The 25432-nt window shown below is 70.5% G+C and carries 26 protein-coding genes; 19 read left to right on the forward strand and 7 right to left on the reverse strand.

The annotated features are described in order from the left end of the window. Positions 1-10: 10 nt before the first annotated feature. A complete protein-coding gene (locus ACEN9J_RS19260) occupies positions 11-1330 on the reverse strand; it encodes an MFS transporter (RefSeq protein ID WP_413761793.1) in 1320 nt (439 codons plus the stop codon). Positions 1331-1618: 288 nt separating this feature from the next. On the opposite strand from ACEN9J_RS19260, the gene ACEN9J_RS19265 reads away from it, so the two are divergent. Continuing rightward, a complete protein-coding gene (locus ACEN9J_RS19265; RefSeq protein WP_413761794.1) occupies positions 1619-2677 on the forward strand; it encodes an asparaginase in 1059 nt (352 codons plus the stop codon). A gap of 16 nt (positions 2678-2693) precedes the next feature. Then, the gene (locus ACEN9J_RS19270) at positions 2694-3641 is read left to right on the forward strand and encodes a LysR family transcriptional regulator (protein WP_057592765.1); all 948 of its coding nucleotides are present in this window, start codon (positions 2694-2696) and stop codon (positions 3639-3641) included. On the opposite strand, the gene ACEN9J_RS19275 is transcribed toward ACEN9J_RS19270, so the two are convergent. From ACEN9J_RS19275 to ACEN9J_RS19295, 5 genes are all read right to left on the reverse strand, one after another. Further along, complete coding sequence (locus ACEN9J_RS19275; RefSeq protein WP_413761795.1) at positions 3638-4069, reverse strand: glycerate kinase; 432 nt, start codon at positions 4067-4069, stop codon at positions 3638-3640. The genes ACEN9J_RS19270 and ACEN9J_RS19275 overlap by 4 nt on opposite strands. Positions 4070-4534: 465 nt before the next feature. Beyond that, positions 4535-5926, reverse strand: coding sequence for a DNA repair protein RadA (radA, locus tag ACEN9J_RS19280; RefSeq protein ID WP_057592763.1), 1392 nt, complete (start codon positions 5924-5926; stop codon positions 4535-4537). 52 nt (positions 5927-5978) lie between these two features. Continuing rightward, positions 5979-6932 carry a D-2-hydroxyacid dehydrogenase gene (locus tag ACEN9J_RS19285; RefSeq protein ID WP_413761796.1) on the reverse strand — a complete coding sequence of 318 codons (954 nt, stop codon included), beginning with the start codon at positions 6930-6932 and terminating at the stop codon, positions 5979-5981. Then, positions 6929-7930: a Bug family tripartite tricarboxylate transporter substrate binding protein gene (locus ACEN9J_RS19290; protein WP_057592761.1), complete on the reverse strand. Its 1002-nt coding sequence runs from the start codon at positions 7928-7930 to the stop codon at positions 6929-6931. The genes ACEN9J_RS19285 and ACEN9J_RS19290 overlap by 4 nt, the downstream gene beginning before the upstream one ends. A 37-nt stretch (positions 7931-7967) precedes the next feature. After that, complete coding sequence (locus tag ACEN9J_RS19295; RefSeq protein ID WP_057592760.1) at positions 7968-8741, reverse strand: class II aldolase/adducin family protein; 774 nt, start codon at positions 8739-8741, stop codon at positions 7968-7970. A gap of 112 nt (positions 8742-8853) precedes the next feature. On the opposite strand from ACEN9J_RS19295, the gene ACEN9J_RS19300 reads away from it, so the two are divergent. Continuing rightward, entirely contained in the window at positions 8854-9771 is a 918-nt protein-coding gene (locus ACEN9J_RS19300) for a LysR family transcriptional regulator (protein WP_208513292.1), read from the forward strand. Positions 9772-9775: 4 nt separating this feature from the next. Here the strand turns inward: ACEN9J_RS19300 and ACEN9J_RS19305 are convergent, their stop codons facing one another. Then, positions 9776-10702, reverse strand: a complete 927-nt coding sequence (locus ACEN9J_RS19305; protein WP_296774573.1) for a LysR family transcriptional regulator — start codon at positions 10700-10702, stop codon at positions 9776-9778. Between the two features lie 74 nt (positions 10703-10776). Here ACEN9J_RS19305 and ACEN9J_RS19310 point away from each other — a divergent pair, with 74 nt between their 5' ends. From ACEN9J_RS19310 to ACEN9J_RS19385, 16 genes are all read left to right on the forward strand, one after another. Next, positions 10777-12477: an FAD-dependent oxidoreductase gene (locus ACEN9J_RS19310; protein WP_413761797.1), complete on the forward strand. Its 1701-nt coding sequence runs from the start codon at positions 10777-10779 to the stop codon at positions 12475-12477. Further along, complete coding sequence (locus ACEN9J_RS19315) at positions 12474-13460, forward strand: Bug family tripartite tricarboxylate transporter substrate binding protein (RefSeq protein WP_261211941.1); 987 nt, start codon at positions 12474-12476, stop codon at positions 13458-13460. Before ACEN9J_RS19310 ends, ACEN9J_RS19315 begins: the two co-directional genes overlap by 4 nt. Before the next feature lie 91 nt (positions 13461-13551). Then, on the forward strand, positions 13552-13983 hold the full coding sequence (gene hpaR, locus ACEN9J_RS19320; RefSeq protein ID WP_057592756.1) for a homoprotocatechuate degradation operon regulator HpaR: 432 nt from the start codon (positions 13552-13554) through the stop codon (positions 13981-13983). After that, on the forward strand, positions 13980-14636 hold the full coding sequence (locus ACEN9J_RS19325; protein WP_413761798.1) for a fumarylacetoacetate hydrolase family protein: 657 nt from the start codon (positions 13980-13982) through the stop codon (positions 14634-14636). Before hpaR ends, ACEN9J_RS19325 begins: the two co-directional genes overlap by 4 nt. Further along, entirely contained in the window at positions 14633-15385 is a 753-nt protein-coding gene (locus ACEN9J_RS19330) for a fumarylacetoacetate hydrolase family protein (RefSeq protein ID WP_261211948.1), read from the forward strand. The genes ACEN9J_RS19325 and ACEN9J_RS19330 overlap by 4 nt, the downstream gene beginning before the upstream one ends. Positions 15386-15461: 76 nt before the next feature. Then, entirely contained in the window at positions 15462-16445 is a 984-nt protein-coding gene (locus ACEN9J_RS19335) for a Bug family tripartite tricarboxylate transporter substrate binding protein (RefSeq protein WP_413761799.1), read from the forward strand. A 13-nt stretch (positions 16446-16458) separates the two neighbouring features. Next, positions 16459-17925, forward strand: a complete 1467-nt coding sequence (gene hpaE, locus ACEN9J_RS19340; protein WP_057592752.1) for a 5-carboxymethyl-2-hydroxymuconate semialdehyde dehydrogenase — start codon at positions 16459-16461, stop codon at positions 17923-17925. Further along, positions 17922-18896, forward strand: a complete 975-nt coding sequence (locus ACEN9J_RS19345; protein ID WP_413761800.1) for a tripartite tricarboxylate transporter substrate binding protein — start codon at positions 17922-17924, stop codon at positions 18894-18896. Before hpaE ends, ACEN9J_RS19345 begins: the two co-directional genes overlap by 4 nt. 2 nt (positions 18897-18898) lie before the next feature. Beyond that, positions 18899-19234 (forward strand): aromatic ring-opening dioxygenase subunit LigA, encoded by a 336-nt coding sequence (locus ACEN9J_RS19350; protein ID WP_261211953.1) that lies wholly within the window; start codon positions 18899-18901, stop codon positions 19232-19234. Next, entirely contained in the window at positions 19231-20058 is an 828-nt protein-coding gene (locus ACEN9J_RS19355; protein ID WP_413761801.1) for an extradiol ring-cleavage dioxygenase, read from the forward strand. The genes ACEN9J_RS19350 and ACEN9J_RS19355 overlap by 4 nt, the downstream gene beginning before the upstream one ends. A 13-nt stretch (positions 20059-20071) precedes the next feature. After that, entirely contained in the window at positions 20072-20479 is a 408-nt protein-coding gene (locus ACEN9J_RS19360; RefSeq protein WP_413761802.1) for a 5-carboxymethyl-2-hydroxymuconate Delta-isomerase, read from the forward strand. A 17-nt stretch (positions 20480-20496) separates the two neighbouring features. Next, entirely contained in the window at positions 20497-21300 is an 804-nt protein-coding gene (gene hpaH / locus ACEN9J_RS19365; RefSeq protein WP_413761803.1) for a 2-oxo-hept-4-ene-1,7-dioate hydratase, read from the forward strand. 17 nt (positions 21301-21317) lie between these two features. Then, a complete protein-coding gene (gene hpaI, locus ACEN9J_RS19370) occupies positions 21318-22148 on the forward strand; it encodes a 4-hydroxy-2-oxoheptanedioate aldolase (protein WP_057592747.1) in 831 nt (276 codons plus the stop codon). Between the two features lie 19 nt (positions 22149-22167). Beyond that, entirely contained in the window at positions 22168-22632 is a 465-nt protein-coding gene (locus ACEN9J_RS19375) for an ester cyclase (protein WP_057592746.1), read from the forward strand. Between the two features lie 38 nt (positions 22633-22670). Continuing rightward, complete coding sequence (ilvD, locus tag ACEN9J_RS19380) at positions 22671-24407, forward strand: dihydroxy-acid dehydratase (RefSeq protein ID WP_413761804.1); 1737 nt, start codon at positions 22671-22673, stop codon at positions 24405-24407. Between the two features lie 34 nt (positions 24408-24441). Continuing rightward, complete coding sequence (locus ACEN9J_RS19385; protein ID WP_413761805.1) at positions 24442-25431, forward strand: Bug family tripartite tricarboxylate transporter substrate binding protein; 990 nt, start codon at positions 24442-24444, stop codon at positions 25429-25431. The last annotated feature ends 1 nt before the right edge of the window (position 25432 follow it).

The raw sequence follows: 25432 nt of genomic DNA on the forward strand, positions 1-25432 counted from the left end.
AAGGCGGCGTTCAACCGACGCGCCGTTCGCGCAGGCTCAGCAGCGCGCCGATGCTCAGCACGCCGCAGGCCATCATGTAGAAGGCCGGCGAGAGCGGGTTGCCGGTCTGCGCCAGCAGCCAGGTCACGATGAACTGCGAGGAGCCGCCGAAGATCGTGACGCCCACGCTGTAGATCACCGAGATGCCGCTGGCGCGCACGCCGATCGGCAGCATCTCGAGCAGCATCAGGAACATCGGCGTAGTGCCGATGTTCACGCTCGCCGTGAGCAGCGCCGACAGGCACAGCACCAGCGGCACGCTCGGATGGTGGCTGATGAGCCAGAACACCGGGCCCACCGCGACCAGGCTGAACAGCAGCGAGCCGATCGCCAGCGGCTTGCGGCGCTCGAGCCGGTCGGCCAGCCGGCCCGCCACCAGCGACACCACGAACAGCGTGATGCCGGTGACGCAGCCCGACAGCAGCGACAGCGAGGGCGGCATCTTGAGCACGCGGATCATGTAGGTGGGCATGAAGAACACCACCAGGTACATGGTGGCCGTGCCCGCGGTGGTCGCGAGGATGCCCTTGAACACGGTGCCGCCGTGCGCGCGCAGCAGCCGGCCGATCGGGCTCGACTCATGGCTCTCGGCCTGGTGCGTTTCCTCGAGATGCGAGCGGATGTACAGGCCCACCGGCGCGATCAGCAGGCCCAGCAGGAAGGGCAGGCGCCAGCCCCAGCTCTCGAGCGAGGCCTGCGGCAGCAGCGCATAGAGCAGCGCGCCGGTGAGCGCGCCGGCCAGCGCCGACAGGCCCTGGCTCGCGAGCTGCCAGCTGACGCGGAAGCCGCGGCCCTTGACGCCGCCGGCCTCCATCAGCATCGAGGTCGCTGCGCCGACCTCGCCGCCGAGCGAGAAGCCCTGCAGCAGCCGGCCCGCGACGATCATCAGCGAACCGAACACGCCGGCCGAGGCATAAGTGGGCGCGAGCGCGATGCACAGCGTGCCGGCCACCATCAGCGCGATGGTCAGCGTCATCGCGGCCTTGCGGCCCTTGCGGTCGGCGTAGTTGCCGATGATCACGCCGCCCAGCGGCCGCATCACGAAGCCGATGCCGAAGGTCGCGACCGCGAGCAGCAGCGAGCCGAAGGCGCTCTCGGAGGGAAAGAACAGCTTGCCGATCAGCAGCGCGAAGAAGCTGTAGACGGTGAAGTCGTACATCTCGAGCGCGTTGCCGATCGAGCAGGCGGCGATCAGCCGGAACTGGCTCTGGCCGCCCTTGGTGGCGGCGGCATTGGCGGGCGGGGCGGAACCCAGCACGGGGCTGGCTGGCAGGGCGGCGGCTTCGCTCATTCGATCTCCACGGGGTGTTGTGTTGTTGTGCGGACGACGGATTCGCGAAGCGCGAACTTCATGCGGCGCATGGCACCCCGAACCCGTGGCGGCGGAGTATTCAGGCAAAGCGCGGCGGCGAGGAATCACAAATTTTCATGCCGATAACCAAAAGGCATCCCCCGCAGAAGCGGGGCCGCGAAGCCATCGGTGGAACTACCGAGAGGGCCCGTCGCGCGCCATTCGCGTGCGTGCCGCCTTCACAATGGCGCGTCGGCGCACCGCCGCCTCCAGAACAAGGACAACACCATGAAGCTCATCCGCCACTGCCTCTGCCTGCTGGCCCTCGCGCCCTGCTGCATGATGGCCGCCTCGGCCCAGGGCAGCCGGCCCGTCGTGCAGTTCATCGCCACCGGCGGCACCATCGCGATGAAGGTCGACCCCGTCACCAAGGGCGTGGTGCCCGCGATCTCGGGCGACGACCTGATGCAGACCGTGCCCGACGCCGGCAAGTACGCCACCATCGAGGTCAACAACTTCTCGGCCATGTCGGCCAACTACGTCGAGCCCAAGTGGTGGACGCGCCTGACCAAGGCCGTGGACGATGCGCTCGCGCGCCCCGAGGTGGCGGGCGTGGTGATCGCGCACGGCACCGACACCATGGAGGAGACGGCCTACTGGCTCGACCTCACGGTCAAGTCGAACAAGCCCGTGATCCTGATCGGCGCGCAGCGCAACGCGTCCTCGCCGGACTTCGACGGCCCGCGCAACCTGCTCAACGCGATCCGCATCGCCACCACGCCCGAGGCCGTGGGCCAGGGCGTGATGCTCGCGATGAACAACCAGATCAATGCCGCGCGCACCGTGACCAAGACCCACACCGGCAACGTCGAGACCTTCAAGTCGGGCGACTTCGGCTTCATCGGCGAGGTCTGGGACGACAAGGTGGTGTTCTCGCGCACCGCGCTGCGCCGCCAGCACATCGACATCGGCAGCGCCGAGATGCCGCGTGTGGAGATCCTCGCGATGTTCGGCGGCGCCGACGGCTCGCTGCTGCGCTACGCGGTGGACCAGGGCGCGAAGGGCATCGTGGTGCAGGCCGTGGGCATGGGCAACATGAACGTCTCGATGTACGAGGCCGTGAAGTACGCACTCGGGCGCGGCGTGCCGGTGGTGATCGCCACCCGCGTGCCCAACGGCCGCACCATGCCGCTGTACGGCTTCGTCGGCGGCGGCAAGACCACCTTCGATGCCGGCGCCGTGATGGCCGGCGACCTGAGCCCGCAGAAGGCGCGCCTGCTGCTGATGCTCAAGCTGCACCAGGGCGTGAGCGACAAGGCCGGCCTGCAGGCGGCCTTCGACCGCTGATGCCCGCCGCGAAGCGATGAAGCTGCAGCAGTTGCGCGTGCTGCTCGCGGTGGCGCAGCACGGCAGCATCCACGAGGCGGCGCGCGGCCTGCACACCACCCAGCCGGCGCTGTCGAAGGCGATCGCCGAACTCGAGCGCGAACTCGGCGTCACGCTGATGTCGCGCTCCACGCGCGGCGTGAGCCTCACGCCCTACGGCGCGGCACTGGTCAAGCGCGCCAGCGTGGTCGAGCAGGAGCTGCGCCATGCGCTCGAGGACATCGAGGCGATCCGCGGCCACGACGAGGCGCGGCTCGACATCGGCTTCACCGCGGTGGCCTCGAACGGCCCGCTGCCCGAGGCCATGGCGGCGTTCCGCCAGCGCTTTCCGAACGTGGCGCTGCGCGCCTTCGAGATGCGGCCGCAGCAGATGCTCGAGGGCCTGCGCGAGGGCCGGCTCGACCTCGGCCTGATCTCGACCTGCAGCGGGCCCGGCTCGAACGTGTTCCAGTGGGAGCCGCTGTTCTCGGTGGCGATGCACATCTCGGTGCGCGCCGGCCATCCGCTGCGCCGCGTGCGCAAGCTGCGGCCGCTGCTCGATGCCGACTGGCTGGTGCTCGACCCGGTCGACGATCCGTTCAGCCCGCTGGTCAGCACCATGCGCCTGCACGGGCTCGAGATGCCGCGGCGCATGGTGCAGAGCGCCTCGAACCTGCTGGGCCTGCAGCTCGCCACGCAGACCGACCTGGTCAGCATGTGGTCGGACGCGGTGTTCCACGGCGCCGGGCCGCTGCGGCTGAGCGGCGACGCGCTCGAGCGGCTGCCGATCACCGACGAGCTGCCCGACTTCGAGGTCTACCTGGTCTACCGCTCGGCCGACCTGATGACGCACGCGTGCACCGAGTTCGCGAAGGAGGCGCGCCACCATGCGCGCACCAATCCGCCGTGGCGCGCGCCACGCGGCGCGCGCAAGGCCTCGGATTAGACCGCGGGAGTCTCGGCCTCGTCGTCCTGCGCCGGCGGGCGCGTCAGCGTCCAGCTCTGGAGCTTGCCGCCGTTGAACACCGTGTCGACGTACGAGCCGCCGGCATCGGTCCAGCGGTAGTGCTCGGGCTGCTCGTCCTGCGGCGAGCGCAGTTCGCCGAGCGCGCGCGTCATCGCGACCACGTGCATCAGCGTAACGCCCGGCTTGAGCTTGGCGTTGAGCATCACCGAGCTGGCCACCGTGCCCACGGGCCGGTCGGCCGCGCGCTTGAGCACCTGCATCGCGCGATTGAAATGCATCAGCAGGAACATCACGATCGCGCCGGCCGCCAGGGCCACGCCGCCCCAGCCATAGCTGCGCCAGGCCACGCCCAGCACGACGAGCGCCCCCACGGGCACGAGAAACTTCTGGAAATTCATGGCCCGCATTGTCGCCGCGCCGGCGCGGCGGGGTAGCGAGCCCGGCTACCGCCAGGCGCATCTCGCGCTACCGGGCCACAAAGCCGCCCGCGCCGCGGGCCGTCGCGGGCACATTTCGCCGCACGGGCATCGGCCCGGGCCCCGCAGACACCACAGATGAACATTACACGCTCCGTCACCTTCGTCCGGCTCAGCCTCGCCGCCCTGCGCGGCAGCGGCGACCCCCGGCACGAACAAGGCGGCCGCGGCGGCCCACGTTGTCAGGGAGAGGCCGCCGTCGGCGGCCGGAACGCGATGAACCCGGCCCCGTCGCCCGGCGGCCAATGCCGACGCGACGGCGGCCCGGCGTTCACGCCACGCAGCGACGCACGAATCAGGGGGTAGGAGGTTGGGAGCTCGCCGGGCGCGCCGCCACCGATGCGCCAGGCGTTTTTTCACGGGCCGTTGCGGCCCGTTTTTTTTTGGGGCGCTCGCTCACTCGAGCTCGCGCACCACGTCCATCGCCTCCTCGATCCGGTCCACCGCGTGGATCGTCAGGCCCTCGATGTCCTTCGAGCCCTTGCGCGGCGCATTGGCCCTGGGCACCACCGCGATGCTGTAGCCCAGCTTGGCGGCCTCGCGCAGCCGCTCCTGGCCGCGCGGCGCGGGCCGCACCTCGCCCGCCAGGCCCACTTCGCCGAAGGCGATGAAACCCTTGGGCAGCGGCTTGCCGCGCAGGCTCGAGGTGATGGCCAGCATCACCGCGAGGTCGGCCGCCGGTTCGCTGATGCGCACGCCGCCGACCGCGTTGACGAACACGTCCTGGTCCATGCAGGCCACGCCCGCATGGCGGTGCAGCACCGCCAGCAGCATCGCGAGCCGGTCGCGGTCCAGGCCCACCGACAGCCGGCGCGGGCTCGGCCCGCCGTCGTCGACCAGCGCCTGGATCTCGACCAGCATCGGCCGCGTGCCCTCGAGCGTGACCAGCACCACGCTGCCGGGCACCGGCTCGGTGTGCTGGCTCAGGAAGATCGCGCTCGGGTTGGCCACGCCCTTCAGGCCGCGCTCGGTCATCGCGAACACGCCGATCTCGTTGACCGCGCCGAAGCGGTTCTTGATCGCGCGCACCAGGCGGAAGCTCGAGTGCGTGTCGCCCTCGAAGTACAGCACCGTGTCGACCATGTGCTCGAGCACGCGCGGGCCCGCGAGCGCGCCCTCCTTCGTGACGTGGCCCACCAGCACCACGGCCGTGCCGCTGGTCTTGGCGAAGCGAGTGAGGTGCGCCGCGCATTCGCGCACCTGCGCCACCGAGCCCGGCGCCGAGGTGAGCTGGTCGGAGTAGACGGTCTGGATCGAGTCGATCACCGCGATGGCCGGGCGCGTGGCATCGAGCGTGGCGATGATCTTCTCGAGCTGGATCTCGGCCAGCACCTGCACCTGCGAGTGGTCCAGGCCCAGCCGCTTGGAGCGCAGCGCCACCTGCGCGCCGCTCTCCTCGCCCGTGACGTAGAGCGCGTTCTGCCCCGCGCGCTGCAGCGCATCGACCGCCTGCAGCAGCAGGGTCGACTTGCCGATGCCCGGGTCGCCGCCGATCAGCGTGACGCCGCCGGCCACCACGCCGCCGCCGAGCACGCGGTCGAGCTCGTCGAGGCCGGTGGGCGTGCGCGCGACGTCGCTGGCCTCGATCTCCGAGAGCACCGCGAGTTCGGAAGCCCCGGCGAGCGACGCGAACTGCGTGCCGAAGCGGTTGTTGGCCGGGGCGTTCGCGCCGCCGGCCGCTTGTTCGATCAGTGTGTTCCAGGCGCCGCAGCTCGGGCACTTGCCGAGCCACTTCGCGCTGGTGCCGCCGCATTCGCTGCAGACGTAGATGGATTTGTCCTTGGCCATGGCCGGGAGTTTAGGGCGTGGCCCCGCGCCGTCCGGGCGCGGGGACGCTCGCTCAGCACACGCGGTTGACCAGCGCGCCCACGTCGCCCGCCGCCAGGGCCGCCGCGTTGTCGAGCAGCATCGGCAGCACCTGCCGCGCATAGACGTCGCTCAGGCCGCCGATGTGCGGCGTGGCGATCACGTTCGGCAGCCGGCGCAGCGGATGGCCGGCCGCGAGCGGCTCGGTCTCGTAGACGTCGAGCCCGGCGCCGGCGATGGTCCCGCTCTCGAGCGCCGCGAGCAGCGCGTGCTCGTCGACCACGCCACCGCGCGAGAGATTGACGAGAAACGCATGCGCCGGCATGGCCGCGAGCACGGGCGCATCGATCAGGTGGTGGGTGCGCGCATCGTGCGCGGTCAGCACCACCACGAAGTCGGCCTGCGCCACCACCTGCGGCAGCCGCTCGCGCGCCTGCACGTCGTCGAAGCCGTCGATAGGCGCGGGCGTGGCCGAGATGCCGCTGACCCGCATGCCCATTGCCTGGCAGCGCCGCGCCAGCTCGCGCGCGACGTGGCCGGTGCCGACCAGCACCGCGTGCCGGCGCCACAGCAGCGGCTGCGGCCAGCGGTGCCAGGCGCCTTCGCGCTGGTCGCGCAGCATGCGCGGCAGGTCGCGCGCCAGCGCCATCATCAGCAGCAGCGCGAGCTCGGACATCTGCGGGCCATGCACGCCGCGCGACGAGGTCACGAGCGTGCCGGGCCGCAGCACGGGCGAACCGGTGATGGTGTCGGTGCCCGAGGTCAGCGCATGGACCCAGCGCAGCGCGGGCCCGGCCGCGAGCATCGCGTCGTCGACCCACGGTCCCGAGACCACCAGCGCCTCGACCTCGGCCAGCAGGCGCAGCGCCTCGGCGCGCTCGGTGGTGGCGTGCACGGCCAACGCCGGGCAGCGCGCGCGCAGGGCCTGCGCATAGAACCCGGCCTCGCCGTTGAAGACCAGCAGCGAGCGCAGCGGCGGCGCCGTCATTCGAGCTTGATGCCGGCGGCCTGGATCACGGCGCGCCACTTGGCATTCTCCGAAGCGATGAACTCGGTGAAGCGGGCCTGCGAGGACGGCGCGGGCTCGACGCCGATGAGCGCCAGCTTCGCGCGCACGGCCGGATCGGCGATGACCTTGTTGAGCTCCAGCGCCAGCCGGTCGACGATGGGCTGCGGCGTGCCCTTGGGCACGGCCAGGCCGGCCCAGGTGTCGAAGTCGATCTCGCCCACGCCCGCCTCGGCCAGGGTCGGCGCCTCGGGATAGAGCGCCGAGCGCGTCTTGCCTGCGGTCGCGATGATCTTCGCGCGGCCGCCCTGCACGTGCGGCAGCGCGGCCGGCAGGTCGGCGAACATGAACGAGACGCGGCCGGTGGCGACCTCGGGCGCGGCCTGCACCATGGCCTTGAACGGCACCGCGGTCATGTCGGCCTTGAGCTGGCGCTTCATCAGCTCCGAGCCCAGGTGGCCGCCGCTGCCGCTGCCGCCGATCGCGAACAGCAGCGGCTGGCTGCGCGCCGCCGCGAGGAACTTGGGCATGCTGTCGAGCGGCCCGCCGGCCTCGACCATCAGGAACAGCGGAAAGTGCACCAGCTGCGTCACCGGCGTGAGCGCATCGCTCGCATAGGGCAGCTTGTCGTAGAGGTTCGGGATCACGGCCATGGTCGACAGCGCCGCGAAGAACACGGTGTAGCCGTCGGGCGCCGCGGAAGCAGCCGCGGCCGCGCCGATCACCGTGTTGCCGCCGGGCCGGTTGTCGATCACGATCGGCTGGCCCAGCGCCACCGAGAGCTTCTCGGCAATGATGCGCGAGCTCTGGTCGGTGCCGCCGCCGGGCGTGTAGGGCACCACCCAGCGGATCGGCTTGCTCGGCCAGGCGGCCTGCGCGCTCGCGGTCATGGCGCCCGCGGCCAGTTGCAGGGCCACGGCGGCCATGCCCAGCAAGGTGGCCGCGCGGCGCGGCCATCCAACGGTCTTCTTCTTCGTCATCGTGTGTCTCCTGTCGTTCTTGTTGGGGCCGCCGGCTTCAGGTCGCGTACGACGGATCGATGCGGTCCAGCAGCCGGCGCAGCGCCGGCCAGTCGTTGTCGCGCGCCGAGCGGCCGGGCCGGTCGAGCGCCTGCGCCACCTTCTCGGCGATCTCGTCGCTGCATTCGATGAGTTCGGCGCCGCCCGACTGCGCACGCACCTGCGCCTCGCAGGCGCGCTCGAGGTAGTAGAGGCGCTCGAAAGCCTCGCGGATGGTGTCGCCCGCGGCCAGCAGGCCGTGATTGCGCAGGATCATCACGTTGTGCGGGCCGAGGTCGCGCACCAGCCGGTCCTGCTCGCTGAAGTCGAGCGCCACGCCTTCGTAGTCGTGGTAGCCGATGCGGCGGTGGAAGCGCATGGCGTGCTGCGACAGGTTGAGCAGACCGCGCCGCTGCGCCGCCACCGCGATGCCGGCCGCGGTGTGGGTGTGCAGCACCGCATGCAGGTCGGGCCGCGCGCGGTGGATGCAGCTGTGGATCAGGAAGCCCGCGGGGTTGATGCCGATGCCGGTCGGGTCGAACACCACCTCGCCGTCGATGTCGACCTTGACCAGGCAGGAGGCCGTGACCTCGTCGAACAGCACGCCGTAGGGGTTGATGAGGAAATGCGCCTGCGTGCCCGGCACCTTGGCCGTGAGGTGGGTGTAGATCTGGTCCGTCATGCGGTAGTAGCCGGCCAGCCTGAAGGCCGCCGCCAGATCGACGCGCTGCCGCCACTCCGCGTCGGACACGGCGGCGCGCGTGTGCGCGAATGAAAAGCCCGAGCCGTTCATCGAGTCTCCTGTTGTCGTTGGCGCCCTCCGGATGCAGGGCATGGGCGCGATTGGAGCGGAGGACGCAGCGCGAGAGAATCGAAACTTATTTTGCAAGCGTCGAAATAAATTCATGAATCACGATGGCTCGATCCCCGGCACCAGCCTGCGCCAGCTGCGCGCCTTCGTGGAGGTCTACCGCTGGCGCAAACTCAGCGCGGCGGCCGACCGGCTCTACCTCACGCACTCGGCCGTCAGCGTGCTGATCCGCCAGCTCGAGGCCGCCACCGGCACCAGCCTGTTCGACCGCACCACGCGCTCGCTGAGCCCGACCGAGGCCGCGCACGAGATGCTGCCGGTGGCCGAGCGCATCCTGCGCGACGTGCGTTCGCTCGAGACCGGCTTCCGCGGCCAGGCCGCGCCCAGCGGGCGCATCGGCATCGCGGTCACGCCGACCATCGCGCTGACGCTGGTGCCGCCGGTGATCCGGCATTTCAACGACCTGCATCCGGGCGTGCGTGTGCAGCTGGTCGACTGCGAGACCGAGCAGTTCGTGCCGCGCATCCTCTCGGAGCAGGTGGACTTCGGCATCGGCTCGCCCGACCAGGAGGTGGCGGCGCTGAGCCAGCGCACGCTGATCCACGACCACCTCGCGCTGGTGTGCCTGCCCAGCCATCCGCTGGCGCGGCGCCGCCAGGTGCGCTGGAGCGACCTCGCGGGCCATGCGCTGATCACGGTGAAGGCCGGCTACGGCATCCGCAATGCCATCGACCGCACCGCGCGCGCGGCCAACGTGGCACTCGACATCCAGCAGGAGGTGTCGCTCTTGACCACCGCGCTCGCGATGAGCGCCTCGGGCCTGGGCGCGTCGATCGTGCCGGCCGAGCTGGTGGCGCAGTGCGGCTTCAAGGAACTGGTGGCGCGCAAGATCCACGCGCCGGTGGTGACGCGCAACATCTCGGTGGTCGCCAAGCGCGACCGCACGCTCTCGGTGGCGGCCAAGACCTTCATCGAGACCATGCAGGCCTACCTGGCGCGGCCGCGCGCCTGAGCCTTCAGATCGCGAATTCGCTCGCCAGCAGGTCGGCGAAGGCCGCCGCGGCCGGCGACAGCGAACGGCCCTGCCGCGTGACCACTGCGATGTTGCGTGCCACGGTCGGCCGGATCAGCCGGCGCGCGACCAGCCGCGAGGGATCGGCATGCGCGAGGATCGAGGCCGGCAGCAGCGCCGGCCCGAGCCCGCCCGCGGCCATCGCGAGCGCGGTGGTCAGCAGCGTCACCTCGTAGGCGATCTCGAGCCGCACGCCGGCCTCGGCGGCCGCGGCATCGATGCTGTTGCGCACGCCGTAGCCGGGCTTGACCGTGATGAGCCGCAGCGCCGCGAGCTGTCGCCAGGTGATGCCGGCGGCACCGCCGGGCAGCGGCAGGTCGCGGTCGGCGATCACGGCGAGGTGGTCGTGCACGAACACGCGCTCGTCCAGGCCCGGCGTGCGCGCCTGCAAGGTGCCGACGCCGAAGTCGACCTGGCCGCTGAGCACGGTCTCGACGAACTGGCTTGGCGCGCAGTCGTCGATCGCGACCTTCACCTCGGGATGCTGCTGCGTGTAGCGGCGCAGCGCGCGCGGCATCAGCGTCTGCGCGATGGTCGAGGTGACGGCGATGCGCAGGCGGCCGCGCCGCCCGGCCGCGAGCTCGGCCATGCCGCTGCCCAGCGCGTCGAGCTCGGCCAGCACGCGCTCGGCATGGCCGATGGCCTCGTCGGCCGCGGCGGTGCGATGCAGGCTGCGCGTGGTGCGGTCGAACAGCCGCACGCCGAGCCGGTCCTCGAGCTCGCGCAGCAGCACGCTGACCGCCGGCTGGGTGAGCGACAGCGCCGCGGCGGCGCTCGACAGCTGGCCGCTGTGGTAGACGGCCGCGAAGGCGCGCAGCTGGCGCACCGAGGGCACGCCGCGCATTGATAAAGGCTTTTTATGAATGGCCATGAAAGTTTCACTTCTGTCGGATGGCACTTCGGCACTGTAATGGCCGCCGTCCACAACGAGAGACAAGCGAACCCATGACAGAACCACTGCAGGCGCAGGTGCTGATCGTCGGCGGCGGGCCGGTAGGCCTCACGCTGGCCATCGACCTGGCGCAACGCGGCATCGACGTGCTGGTCACCGAGATCCGCCACCGCGGCGAGCCGCCGAACGTGAAGTGCAACCACGTGTCGGCCCGCTCGATGGAGATCTTCCGCCGGCTCGGCGTGGCGCAGGCACTGCGCGACGCGGGCCTGCCGGCCGACTATCCGAACGACGTGGCCTACCGCACCACGGTGACGGGGCCCGAGCTCTCGCGCATCCCGATCCCCGCGCGGCGCGAGCGCTACACCGCCACCGGCGGCCCCGACACCTGGTGGCCCACGGCCGAGCCGCCGCACCGCATCAACCAGATCTTCCTCGAGCCGGTGCTGTTCGCGCATGCCGAGGCCACGCCGGGCCTGCGCATCCGCAACCGCGCGCGCATCGACGACTTCGAGCAGGACGACGAGGGCGTGTGGGCGACCGGCGTCGACCTCGACGACGGCAGCGCGGTGCGCATCCGCTGCCGCTACCTGATCGGCTGCGACGGCGGGCGCTCGACGGTGCGCAAGAAGATCGGCGCCAACCTGCGCGGCACCGACGTGGTGGGCCGCGTGCAGTCGACCTACTTCCGCGCGCCCGCGCTGCTGGGTCTGCTGAAGAACAAACCGGCCTGGGCCACCTTCGCGCTCAATCCGCGGCGCTGCGGCAACGTCTATGCGATCGACGGACGCGAGACCTGGCTGCTGCACAACTACCTGCTGGCCGACGAGACCGACTTCGAATCGATCGACCGTGACTGGGCGATCCGCCAGATCCTCGGCGTGGGGCCGGACTTCGAGTACGAGGTGATCTCGAAGGAGGACTGGATCGGCCGCCGCCTGGTGGCCGAGCGCTTCCGCGACCGCCGCGTCTTCATCTGCGGCGACGCGGCCCACCTGTGGATCCCGATGGCGGGCTACGGCATGAACGCCGGCATCGCCGACGCGATGAACCTGTCGTGGCTGCTCGCGGGCCACCTGCGCGGCTGGCTCGCCGAGGCCGCGCTCGGCGCGCACGAGGCCGAGCGCCAGCCGATCACCGAGCAGGTCTCGAAGTTCGCGATGAACCATGCGCTGGCCCTGCAGAAGCAGCGCGAGGGCGTGCCCGAGGGCATCGAGGCACCGGGCCCCGAGGGCGATGCGCTGCGCGCCGCGCGCGGCCAGGCGCTGTACGACCTCAACGTGCAGCAGTACTGCTGCGGCGGGCTGAACTTCGGCTACTTCTACGACGCCTCGCCGCTGATCGCCTACGACGGCGAGGCCGCGCCGGCCTACACCATGTACGACTTCAAGCCGGCCACCGTGCCCGGCTGCCGCGTGCCGCACCTGTGGCTGGCCGACGGCCGCTCGCTCTACGACGCGATGGCCGCGCTCGGCGAGGGCTACGTGCTGCTGCGCCGCGACCCGGCGCTCGAGGTCGCGCCGCTCGTGGCCGCGGCCGCCGCGCGCGGGCTGCCGCTGCGCGTGCTCGACATCGACGGCCCCGAGGCCGCCGCGCTCTACGACCGCGCGCTCGTGATCTCGCGCCCCGACCAGCACGTGGCCTGGCGCGGCGATGCCGTGCCGGCCGATCCCGAGGCGCTGGTCGACCTGCTGCGCGGTGTCGCGCCCGCGGCCGCTTCCGAATCCCAGAAAGAAAGAGAGACATCCGCATGAACCGCCGCCACGCCCTGCGCCAGCTCGGTGCCCTGTCCGCCGTCGCCTGCGCCGCCGGCCCGCTCGCCGCGCTGGCGCAGAACGACAAGCCCATCACCATCGTCGTGCCCTACGCGCCCGGCGGCACCACCGACATGCTCGGCCGGCTGATCGCGCAGCAGCTCGGCACCGCGCTCGGCCGCACCGTGATCGTCGACAACAAGCCCGGCGCGGGCACCGCCATCGGCGCGTCGCAGGTGGCGCGCTCGGCGCCCGACGGCTCGACCCTGCTGGTGGCCACCAGCACCACGCTCGCGATCAATCCCTGGCTCTACAAGAAGCTCTCGTACGACCCGGCCAAGGACTTCGCGCCCGTGGGCCTGATCGGCGCGGTGCCGCTGATGGTGGTGGTGCATCCCTCGGTGCCCGCGCGCACGCTGGCCGAGCTGGTGGCGCTCGCCAAGTCCAAACCGGAAGGCCTGAGCTACGGCTCGGCCGGCAACGGCAGCCCGCAGCATCTGGGCGCCGAGATGTTCAAGTTCGCCACCGGCACCGCGATGACGCACGTGCCCTACAAGGGCAGCGCGCTCGCGCTCACCGACCTGCTCGGCGGCCAGCTGCAGCTGATGTTCACCGACATCGCGCCGGCGCTGCAGCACGTGCGCAGCGGCAAGCTGCGCGCGCTGGCCGTGACCTCGAAGAAGCGCCAGCCCACCTTCCCCGACGTGCCGACCGTGGCCGAGTCGCGGCTGCCGGGCACCGCCGATTTCGAGGCCGTGGCCTGGCAGAGCATCGTCGCGCCCGCGGGAACGCCGGCGCCGGTGGTCGAGCGGCTGAGCCAGGAGATCGCGAAGGTGATCGCCCAGCCCGCGCTGCGCCAGAAGCTCGAGAACGACGGCTTCGAGCCCGGCTCGAGCACGCCCGCGCAGCTCGCGGCCTACATCCGCAGCGAATCGGAACGCTGGGGGCAGGTGATCCGCGCCTCGGGCGCGACCGTCGACTGAAGCCCTCCACCCTGGCCCGAGCGCGGGCCAGGGTTATCCCGTAGCCGTGTTTTTTTGCCGATCATTTAACATGTTAAATAAATCGACCGACATGAACACCGCCTTCACCCACCGCAACCTTCCGCGCCTGCTGCTGCAGGCGCGCGAAGCCGTCATGGCCCACACCCGGCCCAGCCTGCGCGTGCATGCGCTGTCGGACCAGCAGTGGCGCGTGCTGCGCGTGCTCGGCGAACACGGCGCGGTCGAAACCGGCCGCGTGGCGCGCGAGGCCTTCATCCTCGGGCCCAGCCTCACGGGCGTGCTCGCGCGCATGGAGCGCGACGACCTGATCACGCGCAGCCGCGACCCGGCCGACCAGCGCCGCACCGTGGTCGAGGCCACGCCGCGCGGCATGAAGCTGGTGAACAAGCTGTCCTCGAGCATCGAGGCGCACTACCAGTGGATGGAGCAATCCCTGGGCAAGGACAAGCTCGGCCAGCTCTACGAGCTGCTCGACGAACTGATCGCACTGGAACAGCCATGAGCCCCCCTTCTTCACCTTCCCATTTCCTTCCCGCCGGCACCGTCTACGGCACGCTGCTCAACTTCCGCGCCGAGGTGGAAGCGCTCGCGCCGCAGATGAGCGCGCCGCCCTACAAGGCACCGCCCAAGGCGCCGGTGCTCTACGTCAAGACCGCCAACACCTGGAGCCCGCACGGCGCCGCGATCCCCGTGCCGGCGAACCTGCCCGAGGTCGAGGTGGGCGCGAGCATCGGCATGGTGGTCGGCGCCGACGGCGACATCGAAGGCTTCGTGCCCATGAACGACCTGTCGGTGCCGCATGCCAGCTTCTTCCGCCCGCCCGTCAAGTTCAAGTGCCTCGACGGCTTCCTCGGCATCGGCCCCGCGCTGCGCGACGCGCAGGAGGTGGACGATCCCGCGGCGTTCCGCGTCGAGGTGCGCATCAACGGCGAAGTCAGGCAGACGCTGGACTTCTCCACGCTGGTGCGCCCCGCGCGCCAGCTGCTGGCCGAGGTCGGCGAATTCATGACGCTGGCGCACGGCGACGTGCTGATGCTCGGCTGCGGCGCGGGCCGGCCGCTGGCGCGCGTGGGCGACCGCATCGAAATCTCGGCGCCGGGCTTCGAGACGCTCACCAACACCCTGGTCGCGGAAGAGACGGGAGCCGCCGCATGAAGCACGCACGCATCCGCTACGAGAACGCCGTGCACGAGGCCGTCGAACACGACGGCGCGCTGCGCCTGGCCGATGGCCGCGTGGTCGGCTTCGACGCCGTCGACTGGCTGCCGCCGCTCGCGCCCACGCCGCGCCCGCGCACCATCCTCGCGCTCGGCCTCAACTACGCCGACCATGCGAAGGAGCTCGAGTTCAAGGCGCCCGAGGAGCCGCTGGTCTTCGTCAAGGGCCAGAGCGCGCTGATCGGCCACCGCCAGAAGACCTTCCGCCCGGCCGGCGTGCAGTTCATGCACTACGAGTGCGAACTCGCGATCGTGATCGGCAAGACCGCGCGCCACGTGAAGCGCGACGACGCCTACGACTTCATCGGCGGCTACACCGTGGCCAACGACTACGCGATCCGCGACTACCTCGAGAACTGGTACCGCCCCAACCTGCGCGTGAAGAACCGCGACACCTGCACGCCGATCGGCCCCTGGCTGGTCGATGCGAAGGACGTGGCCGACCCGATGGCGCTCGCGCTGCGCACCACGGTCAACGGCCAAGTCACGCAGCAGGGCAACACGCGCGACATGATCTTCGACGCGCCCTTCCTGATCGAGTACTTCAGCCGCTTCATGACGCTGTCGCCGGGCGACCTGATCCTCACGGGCACGCCCGACGGCGTGGTCGACTGCCAGCCCGGCGACGAGATCGTGACCGAGATCGAGGGCATCGGCGCGCTGGTCAACACCATCGCGGCGGCCTGATTCTTTCCAGCGCGCCCCCGCGGCGCGCTCTCCTTTTCCATTCACACGCCCCAGAAATCAGCGGAGACGACACGACATGATCACCGGCAAGAAGCTCCTCCAGTCCGTGGCCGCAGCCACGATGGCGCTGGCCGTCTCGGCCCTCGCCGTCGCGCAGACCGCCTACCCCGCCAAGCCGGTGCGCTGGGTGGTCGGCTATCCGGCCGGCGGCGGCACCGACTTCCTCGCGCGCACCGTGGGCGCGCAGGTGTCGCAGCAGCTGGGCCAGCCGGTGCTGGTCGACAACCGGCCCGGTGCCGGCGCGATCATCGCGTCGGAGAACGTGGCGCGCTCGGCCGGCGACGGCTACACCGTGTTCTCGGCCGACAACGGCGTGCTGGTCTACAACCCCGCGCTCTACAAGAAGCTGCCCTACGACGCCGAGAAGGACTTCGCGCTGGTCGGCATGATGGGCCGCTCGCCGCTGATCATCACGGCGGCGCCCAATGCGGGCATCGCCGATGCGAAGGCGCTGCTGGCCGCGCTCAAGGCCTCGCCCGGCAAGTACAGCATCGCGACGCCGGGCACCGGCAGTCCGCACCATCTCGCCTACGAACTGTTCCAGCGCGAAGTCGGGGTGTCGATGCTGCACGTGCCCTACAAGGGCGGCGCGCCCGCGCTGCAGGACCTGATGGGCGGCCAGGTCGCGCTGATGATGCTCGACCTGCCCAGCGGCGTGAGCGCGGTCAAGGCCGGCAAGGTGGTGCCGCTGCTCGCCATGTCGGCCGAGCGCGTGCCGCAACTGCCGAACATTCCCACCGCCAGGGAACTGGGCTTCGCCAACGTCGAGGCCTACACCTGGCAGGGCCTGGTCGTGCCCGCGGCCACGCCGAAGGAAGTGCAGGCGAAGCTCGGCACCGAGCTGCAGAAGGCCATGGCCGATGCCGGCGTGCGCCAGAAGCTCTACGACGCCGGCTGGGAGGCCCGCCCCGCCGACGCCACCGAAATGACGCGCTACACCGATGCGGAGCGCAAGAAATGGCATGCCTTGATCAAGGCGCGCGACATCAAACTGGACTGAACCGGATTCCCTCATGCAACAGATCGACCATCTCATCGGCGGCAAGTCCGTCAAGGGCTCGGACTACTTCGAGACCGTCAACCCCGCCACGCAGGAAGTGCTGGCCGAAGTCGCCTCCGGCGGGGAGGCCGAGGTGAACGCGGCCGTGGCCGCCGCCAAGGAAGCCTTCCCCAAGTGGGCCGGCATGCCCGCGCCCGAGCGCGCGAAGCTGATCCGCAAGCTCGGCGACCTGATCGCGAAGAACGTGCCCGAGATCGCGCAGACCGAGACCAACGACTGCGGCCAGGTCATCGCGCAGACCGGCAAGCAGCTGGTGCCGCGCGCGGCCGACAACTTCTACTACTTCGCCGAGATGTGCACGCGCGTCGACGGCCACACCTACCCCACGCCCACGCACCTGAACTACACGCTGTTCCACCCGGTCGGCGTGTGCGCGCTGATCAGCCCGTGGAACGTGCCCTTCATGACCGCCACCTGGAAGGTCGCGCCCTGCCTGGCCTTCGGCAACACGGCCGTGCTGAAGATGAGCGAGCTCTCGCCGCTGTCGGCCGCGCGCCTGGGCGAGCTGGCGCTCGAGGCCGGCATTCCGCCCGGCGTGCTGAACCTGGTGCACGGCTACGGCAAGGAAGCGGGCGAACCGCTGGTGGCGCACCCCGACGTGCGCGCGATCTCGTTCACCGGCTCCACCGCCACCGGCAACCGCATCGTGAAGAGCGCGGGCCTCAAGAAGTTCAGCATGGAGCTCGGCGGCAAGAGCCCGTTCGTGATCTTCGACGATGCCGACCTCGACCGCGCGCTCGACGCGGCCGTGTTCATGATCTTCAGCAACAACGGCGAGCGCTGCACGGCCGGCTCGCGCATCCTGGTGCAGCAGTCGATCTACGCCGACTTCGCCGCCAAGTTCGCCGAGCGCGCGAGGCGCATCACGGTGGGCGACCCGCTCGACGAGAAGACCATCGTCGGCCCGATGATCTCGCAGGCCCACCTGGCCAAGGTGCGCAGCTACATCGAGCTGGGCCCGAAGGAAGGCGCTACCCTGCTGTGCGGCGGCCTCGAAGCGCCGAGCAACCTGCCCGACCGCGTGAAGAAGGGCAACTACGTGGTGCCCACGGTGTTCGCCGACGTCGACAACCGCATGAAGATCGCGCAGGACGAGATCTTCGGCCCCGTGGCCTGCCTGATCCCGTTCCGCGACGAGGCGCATGCCATCGAGCTCGCCAACGACATCCAGTACGGCCTGTCGAGCTACGTCTGGACCGAGAACATCGGCAAGGCGCACCGCGTGGCCGCCGCGGTGGAAGCCGGCATGTGCTTCGTCAACAGCCAGAACGTCAGAGACTTGCGCCAGCCCTTCGGCGGCACCAAGGCCTCGGGCACCGGCCGCGAAGGCGGCACCTGGAGCTACGAGGTGTTCTGCGAACCGAAGAACGTGGCGGTATCGATGGGCTCGCACCACATTCCGCACTGGGGCGTGGCATGAACCTCGCGCGCCGCACGCTGCTGCAAGGCACGGCCGCGCTCGCGGCCCTGCCGATGCTGGCGCGCGCCCAGGCCGCGTGGCCGGCCCGGCCGGTGCGCATCGTCGTGCCCTTCCCGCCCGGCGGCACCACCGACTTCGTCGCACGGCTGGTCGGCACCGAGCTCGCGAAGACCCTGGGCCAGCCCGTGGTGATCGAGAACAAGCCCGGCGCGGGCACGGTGATCGGCGTCGACACGGTCGCCAAGGCCGCGCCCGACGGCTACAGCTTCGTCTGCGTGGCCAACAGCTTCGCGGCCAACCAGACGCTGGTGCGCAAGCTGCCCTACGACACGCTGAAGGACCTGCGCCCGGTGGCGCTGATGGGCATGTCGGAACACGTGCTCGCCACCCATCCGGGCAGCGGCCTCAAGACGCTGGCCGACCTGCGCGACCAGGCCAAGGCGAAGCCCGGCACGCTGAGCTTCGCCTCCTTCGGCAACGGCACCTCGGCCCACCTCTCGGGCGAGATGCTCAAGCTGCAGATGGGCCTGGACATCGTGCACGTGCCCTACAAGGGCCAGGGCCCGGCGCTGACCGACCTGCTCGGCGGCCAGGTCACGATGATGTTCGGCAACTGGCCGGAGTTCCGCGGCCACGTCGAGGGCGGCAAGCTGGTGGCGCTGGGCATGGCGACCGCGCAGCGCTCGCAGTACGCGCCGAACATTCCCACACTGGCCGAACAGGGCGTGGCGATCGAGTCCAATTCGTGGAACGGCCTGCTGGCGCCCGCCGGCACGCCCGACGCCGTGGTGCAGCGCGTGAACGCCGAGGTCAACCGCGCGCTCGCGGGACCGGTGGTGACCGAGGCCTTCCGCAAGGGCGGCATCGCGTCGCTGTCGGGCTCGCCCGAGCGCTTCGCGGTCTTCGTCCAGAGCGAGATCGCGAAGTACGGCGACGTGATCCGCAAGGCCAACATCCAGATCGAGGGCTGACCATGAGCCTCTATGCGATGCAGAAATTCCTGTTCGCGCTCAACCGCGATACCGAGGTGCAGCGGCGCTATGCCGAGGGCGGCGACACGCGCAAGGCGCTGCTCGGCGGCTACGACCTCAGCGACGAGGAGCGCGAGGCCATCGACAGCGGCGACGTCGGCAAGCTCTACGTGCTGGGCTGCAACGGGCAGCTCTTGATGCACTTCGCGCCGCTCCTGGGCATTCCGTGGGCCGACTACCTCGAGGCCATGCGCGAGGGCGTGCGCAAGTACGGGCCGGTGCGCGCCGGCATCTATGCAATGACAACCGGAACCGACGAGAAAGTGGCGGGCGTATGAGTCTCGTATTCGCAGGCGTGTGCAGCCACGCCCCCGGCATCACCGGCCGCGCGCATCTCGCCGACCCGGCGGTGAAGGACGAGTTCCACGCGCAGTTCCATCGCTTCGGCGAGGCCATGCGCGCGACGAAGCCTGATGCGGTGATCGTGATCGCGGCCGAGCACTTCGCGAACTTCTTCATGAACAACATGCCGGCCTATGCGATCGGCATGGCCGACAGCTACGAGGGACCGATCGAGGACCCGAAGTGGCTCGGCATCGAGAAGCACACCATCCCGGGCGACGCCGCGCTGTCGCAGCGGCTGATCCGCGAGGTGATGCAGACGGTGGACGTGGCCTACGCCGAGGAATGGAAGTTCGACCACGGCATCATGGTGCCGCTGAATTTCCTCACGCCGAACTTCGACACCAAGGTCATCCCGGTCAACATCAACTGCCAGGGCCCGCCGCTCACGCCGCTGCACCGCGCCTGGGCCTTCGGCGAGGCGCTGCGCCGCGCCTGCGACAAGATGCCCGAGCGCATCGCGCTGGTGGGCACCGGCGGCATCTCGCACTGGCCGGCCACGCCCGACTCGGGCAAGGTCAACGCCGAGTGGGACGCCGAGTTCATGCGCCGCTGGTGCGCCAACGACCGCGAGGCGCTGCTCTCGCTCGACGACTACGGCGACGAGGCGACCTACCGCGAGGCCGGCCAGGGCGGCTTCGAGATCCGCACCTTCCTCAGCGTGGCCGCGGCCGCGCGCGGCCAGGGCGAGATCTTCCACATGAAGGCCATTCCGATCTTCGCGGTGACCTGCACGGCCGCGACGATGTCGGTGGTTTGAACGGAGCACGACCATGCCGCACCTGGTGATCCTCTACACGCCCAACATCGAGGCCGAGACCGATATGTCGACGCTGTGCCGCACGCTGGCCGACACCATGCTCGAGCAGCGCGACGAAGCCGGCAAGCCGGTGTTCCCGACCGGCGGCACGCGCGTGCTGGCCTACCCGGCCGCGCACTACGCGGTGGCCGACGGCAAGGCCGACTACGCCTTCGTCTACCTCAACCTGCGCATGGCCGCGGGCCGCTCCGAGGCCGTGAAGAAGAAGGCCGGCGACGAGCTGCTGGCCAGGGTGCGAAGCCACTTCGAGCCCGTCTTCTCGCAACGCCACATCGGCATCACGCTGCAGATCGACGAGAGCCCCGGCCAGGTCTACGACGGCAAGCACAGCAACCTGCATCCCCTGTTCAACAAGAGCTGACCCCCACACACACCGCCATGCTTTCTTCCGACACCATCGCCCGGCTCGCGGCCGAACTGCACGAGAGCGAACGCTCGCGCGTGCAGGTCGAGCATTTCTCCAAGCGCTTTCCCGAGATGACCATCGAGGACGGCTATGCGATCTCGCGCGAATGGGTCCGGCAGAAGATCGCCGAGGGCCGCGTGGCCAAGGGCCACAAGATCGGCCTGACCTCGCGCGCGATGCAGCAGTCGAGCCAGATCACCGAGCCCGACTACGGCACGCTGCTCGACGACATGTTCTTCGAGCAGGGCTCCGACATCCCGTTCGCGCGCTTCATCGCGCCGCGCATCGAGGTCGAGCTGGCCTTCATCCTCGGCAAGCCGCTCAAGGGCCCGGGCGTGACCATCTTCGACGTGCTCGCGGCCACCGACTACGTGGTGCCGGCGATCGAGATCATCGATGCGCGCATCGAGCAGTTCGATCGCCACACCAAGGCGCCGCGCAAGGTCTTCGACACCATCGCCGACAACGCGGCCAATGCCGGCATCGTGATCGGCGGGCGGCCCGTGAAACCCGACGCGGTCGACCTGCGCTGGGTCAGCGCGCTGCTTTACAAGAACGGCGTGATCGAGGAATCGGGCGTGGCCGCGGCCGTGCTCAACCATCCAGCCACCGGCGTGGCCTGGCTCGCGAACAAGCTCGCGCCCTGGGACGAACACCTGGAAGCCGGCGAGGTGGTGCTCGGCGGCTCGTTCACGCGCCCGACCACCGCGCTGCCCGGCGACACCTTCCATGCCGACTACGGCCCGCTGGGCGCCGTGTCGTTCCGCCTCGTCTGACCTCTTCGGAATCCTTCATGCACACCCCCATCAACCTGTTCAAGAAGGCCATGGCCGAGAAGCGCGCCCAGATCGGCCTGTGGGTCGGCCTGGCCGACGGCTACGCGGCCGAGATCCTGGCCGGCACCGGCTACGACTGGCTGCTGGTCGACGGCGAGCACGCGCCCAACGACGTGCGCTCGGTGCTCGCGCAGCTGCAGGGCATCTCGAGCGCCTGGTCGGCGCTGCCCGAGGGCGCGACCCGGCCGCAGCCGATCGTGCGCGTGCCCGTGGGCGACACCACGCTGCTCAAGCAGTACCTCGACATCGGCGCGCAAACGCTGCTGGTGCCGATGGTCGACACCGCCGAGCAGGCCGCGCGCATGGTGCAGGGCATGCGCTATCCGCCCGAGGGCATCCGCGGCATGGGCAGCGCGCTCGCGCGGGCCTCGCGCTGGCAGGCTTATCCGAACTACCTGCACGAAGCCAATGCCCAGACCTGCCTGCTGGTGCAGGCCGAGACGGTGGAGGCGATGAAGAACCTCGACGCGATCGCGGCCACGCCCGGCGTCGACGGCGTGTTCATCGGCCCGGCCGACCTCTCGGCCTCGATGGGCTTCGTGGGCCAGCCCAACCATCCCGAGGTGCAGGCGGTGATCGCCGACGCGGTCGCGCGCATCCAGAAGGCCGGCAAGGCCGCGGGCATCCTCTCGACCACCGAGGAGCAGGCGCGCAAGTGGCTCGCGGCCGGCGCCACCTTCGTGGCCGTGGGCGTGGACACCATCGTGCTGGCCGCGGCCGCGCGCCAGCTCGCCGCCAAGTTCAAGGACGGCGCCGCCCCGGCCGCGCCCGCTCCCAGCAGCTACTGAAGCAACGACAGGAGTCCGCATGCGCCGTCTCGCCCTCAAGTTCCTCGCCGCCGCCGCCGTGCTGGGCCTCTCCGCCTGCGCCCAGCTCCCCGCCACCGGCCCCGGAGCCCAGCAGGAAGCCAACCGCCAGGCCGTGCTGGCCTTCTACGAGAAGGGCCTGAACCAGAAGGACGCCGAGGCCGCGCTCCAGTACGTGGGCAACCGCTACGTGCAGCACAACCCGACCGCGGCCGACGGGCCCGAGGGCTTCCGCAAGTTCATCGCCTTCCTGCGCGAGAAATTCCCGAACTCGAAGAGCGAGATCAAGCGCAGCTTCGCCGAGGGCGACTACGTGATCCTGCATGTGCACGCGGTGCGCGAGCCCGGCACGCGCGGCAACGCGATCGTCGACATCTTCAAGCTCGAGAACGGCAAGATCGTCGAGCACTGGGACGTGATCCAGCCGGTGCCCGAGACCGCCGCCAACCGCAACGGCATGTTCTGATCCTTTCCCCCCTTCCCGAGCCAGCCCGCCGCCAGCCGATGACCACGCCCACCGACCCCAAGCCGCCGCGCTTCCGTTCCGCCACCATCCGCGAGGGCACGATCCGCGCGACCACGCGCAGCTTCCTGCATGCGCTGGGCCAGGACGACGAGGACATCGAGCGCCCGCACGTCGGCGTGTTCCACACCGGCGGCGAGATGAGCCCGTGCAACCTGAACCTGCGCGAGCAGGCGCAGCATGCCAAGACCGGCATCTACGCGGGCGGCGGCACGCCGCACGAATGCCCGGTGGTGTCGGTCAGCGACGGGCTGACCATGGCGCACTCGGGCATGCGCTTCTCACTGATCTCGCGCGAGCTGATCGCCGACAGCGTGGAAGCCTCGGTGCGCGGCCACCAGTGGGACGGCATCTTCGCGATCGGCGCCTGCGACAAGAACCTGCCGGGCCTGATGATGGGCATGGTGCGCTGCAACGTGCCGAGCGTGTTCGTGCACGGCGGCTCGGCGCTGCCGGGCCAGATGCCCGGGCCCGACGGGCGCGACCTCAACGTGGTCGACACCTACGAGACCATCGGCAAGGTGCTGGCCGGCACGGCCACGCACGACGAGCTCGACGCCATGAGCCGCGCCTGCCTGCCCACGGCCGGCGCCTGCGCGGGGCAGTTCACGGCCAACACCATGGGCATGGTGTCGGAGGCGCTGGGCCTCGCGCCGATCGGCTCGAGCATGGTGCCGGCCGTGTTCAGCGAGCGCGCGCCGCTGATGCGCCGCGCCGCGAAGACGCTGATGAAGGCGGTGATGGGCGACAGCCCGCTGCCGCGCGACATCGTCACGCGCAAGGCGCTCGAGAACGCCTGCGCCGTGGTCTCGGCCACCGGCGGCTCGACCAATGCCGCGCTGCACCTGCCGGCGATCGCGCACGAGGCCGGCATCCGCTTCCACCTCGACGACGTGGCCGAGGTGTTCGCGCGCACGCCGCTCATCGCCGACCTGCGCCCGGGCGGGCGCTACCTCGCGCGCGACGTGTTCTACGTCGGCGGCGCCGGCGTGATCCTGCGCACGCTGCTCGAGCAGGGCTTCCTGCACGGCGACGTGCTCACCTTCACCGGCCGCACCATGGCCGAGGAACTGGCCGACGCCCTGGCGCCCGACGGCCGCGTGGTGCGCGAGGCCGGCAACCCGATCACGCGCGACGGCGGGCTGGCGGTGCTCAAGGGCAACCTCTGCCCCGACGGGGCGCTGCTCAAGACCGCCGGCCTGCAGACGCTGGTGCACCGCGGCCCGGCGCGCGTCTTCGATTCGGAGGAGCAGGCCCAGACGGCGGTGCAGAACCGGCTGTACGAAGCGGGCGACGTGATCGTGATCCGCAACGAGGGCCCCAAGGGCAGCCCCGGCATGCGCGAGATGCTGGGCATCACCGCCCTGCTCTACGGCCAGGGCATGGGCGACAAGGTGGCGCTCCTGACCGACGGGCGCTTCTCGGGCGCCACGCGCGGCCTGTGCATCGGCTATGCCGGGCCCGAGGCGGCCGACGGCGGGCCGATCGCGGCGCTGCGCGACGGCGACCTGATCGCGATCGACGCGCGCGCGGCGGCGCGCACCATTTCGGTGGAACTGACGGACGAGGAGATCGCGCGGCGCCTCGCCGGACGTGGAGTAAACGCGGGGGTCCCGCGCGGTGGCTTGCTGGAAAAATACGCGCTCACCGTGCGCCCGGCCCACCAGGGCGCGGTGACCCATTCGGGCGCGGTCACCTGGCTGCGCGACGAGTCCTGACCCCCAACCACCGTTACCCGGAGACAGAACCATCATGAGCTTCACCCGCCGCCAGCTGCTGCAGTCCACCGGCGCCTCCGCGCTGCTTGCCGGCATCGGCCAACGGGCCTTCGCGCAGGCCGGCATCGAGACCGCGACCATCGTCACCGGCTTCGCGGCCGGCGGCACCTCGGACACCATCTGCCGCCGGGTCGCGACCAAGCTGAGCCCCGACTACGCGCGCGCGGCCGTGGTGGAGAACCGCACCGGCGCGGGCGGCCAGATCGCGGTCGGCTACGTCAAGGGCCGCCCGGCCGACGGCACCACGATCCTGCAGACGCCGACCTCGATCCTCACGATCTACCCGCACATCTACAAGAAGCTGCCGTACGACCCGATGGTCGACCTCACGCCCGTGACCATCGGCTGCATCTTCGACTTCGGCTTCGCGGTCGGCCCGGCCGTGCCGGCCAGCGTGAAGACCGTGCCCGAATTCCTGGCCTGGGCCAAGGCCAACCCGGCCGGCGCCAACTACGGCTCGCCGGCGGCCGGCTCTACGCCGCACTTCATCGGCGCGCTGCTCGGCAAGAAGGGCGGCGTCGAGCTCAAGCACGCGGCCTACCGCGGCACGCAGCCGGCCATGCTCGACCTGCTGGGCGGCAACATCTCGGCGGTGTCGGGCCCGATCGGCGACATCACGCAGCACCTGCCCACGGGCAAGGTGCGCATCCTCGGCGTCTCGGGCGCCAAGCGCAGCCGCTTCGCGCCCGACGTGCCGACCTTCGGCGAGCAGGGCATCCAGGACATGGCGCACAGCGAGTGGTTCGCCTTCTTCCTGCCGGCCAAGGCCTCGCCCGAGCTGGTCGCGAAGCTCAACGCCTCGATGAAGAACGCGCTGGCGCAGAAGGACGTGATCGACGGCCTCGGCACCTTCGGCCTGGAAGCCATGTCCTCCACGCCCGCCGAGCTGACCGAACTGTTGAAGAAAGACACCGCCAAGTGGGCGCCGATCGTGAAAGAGGTCGGTTTCACCGCGGAAGGCTAAC

It is taken from the genome of Variovorax sp. Varisp41 (assembly GCF_047325085.1).
GTDB lineage: Bacteria > Pseudomonadota > Gammaproteobacteria > Burkholderiales > Burkholderiaceae_C > Variovorax.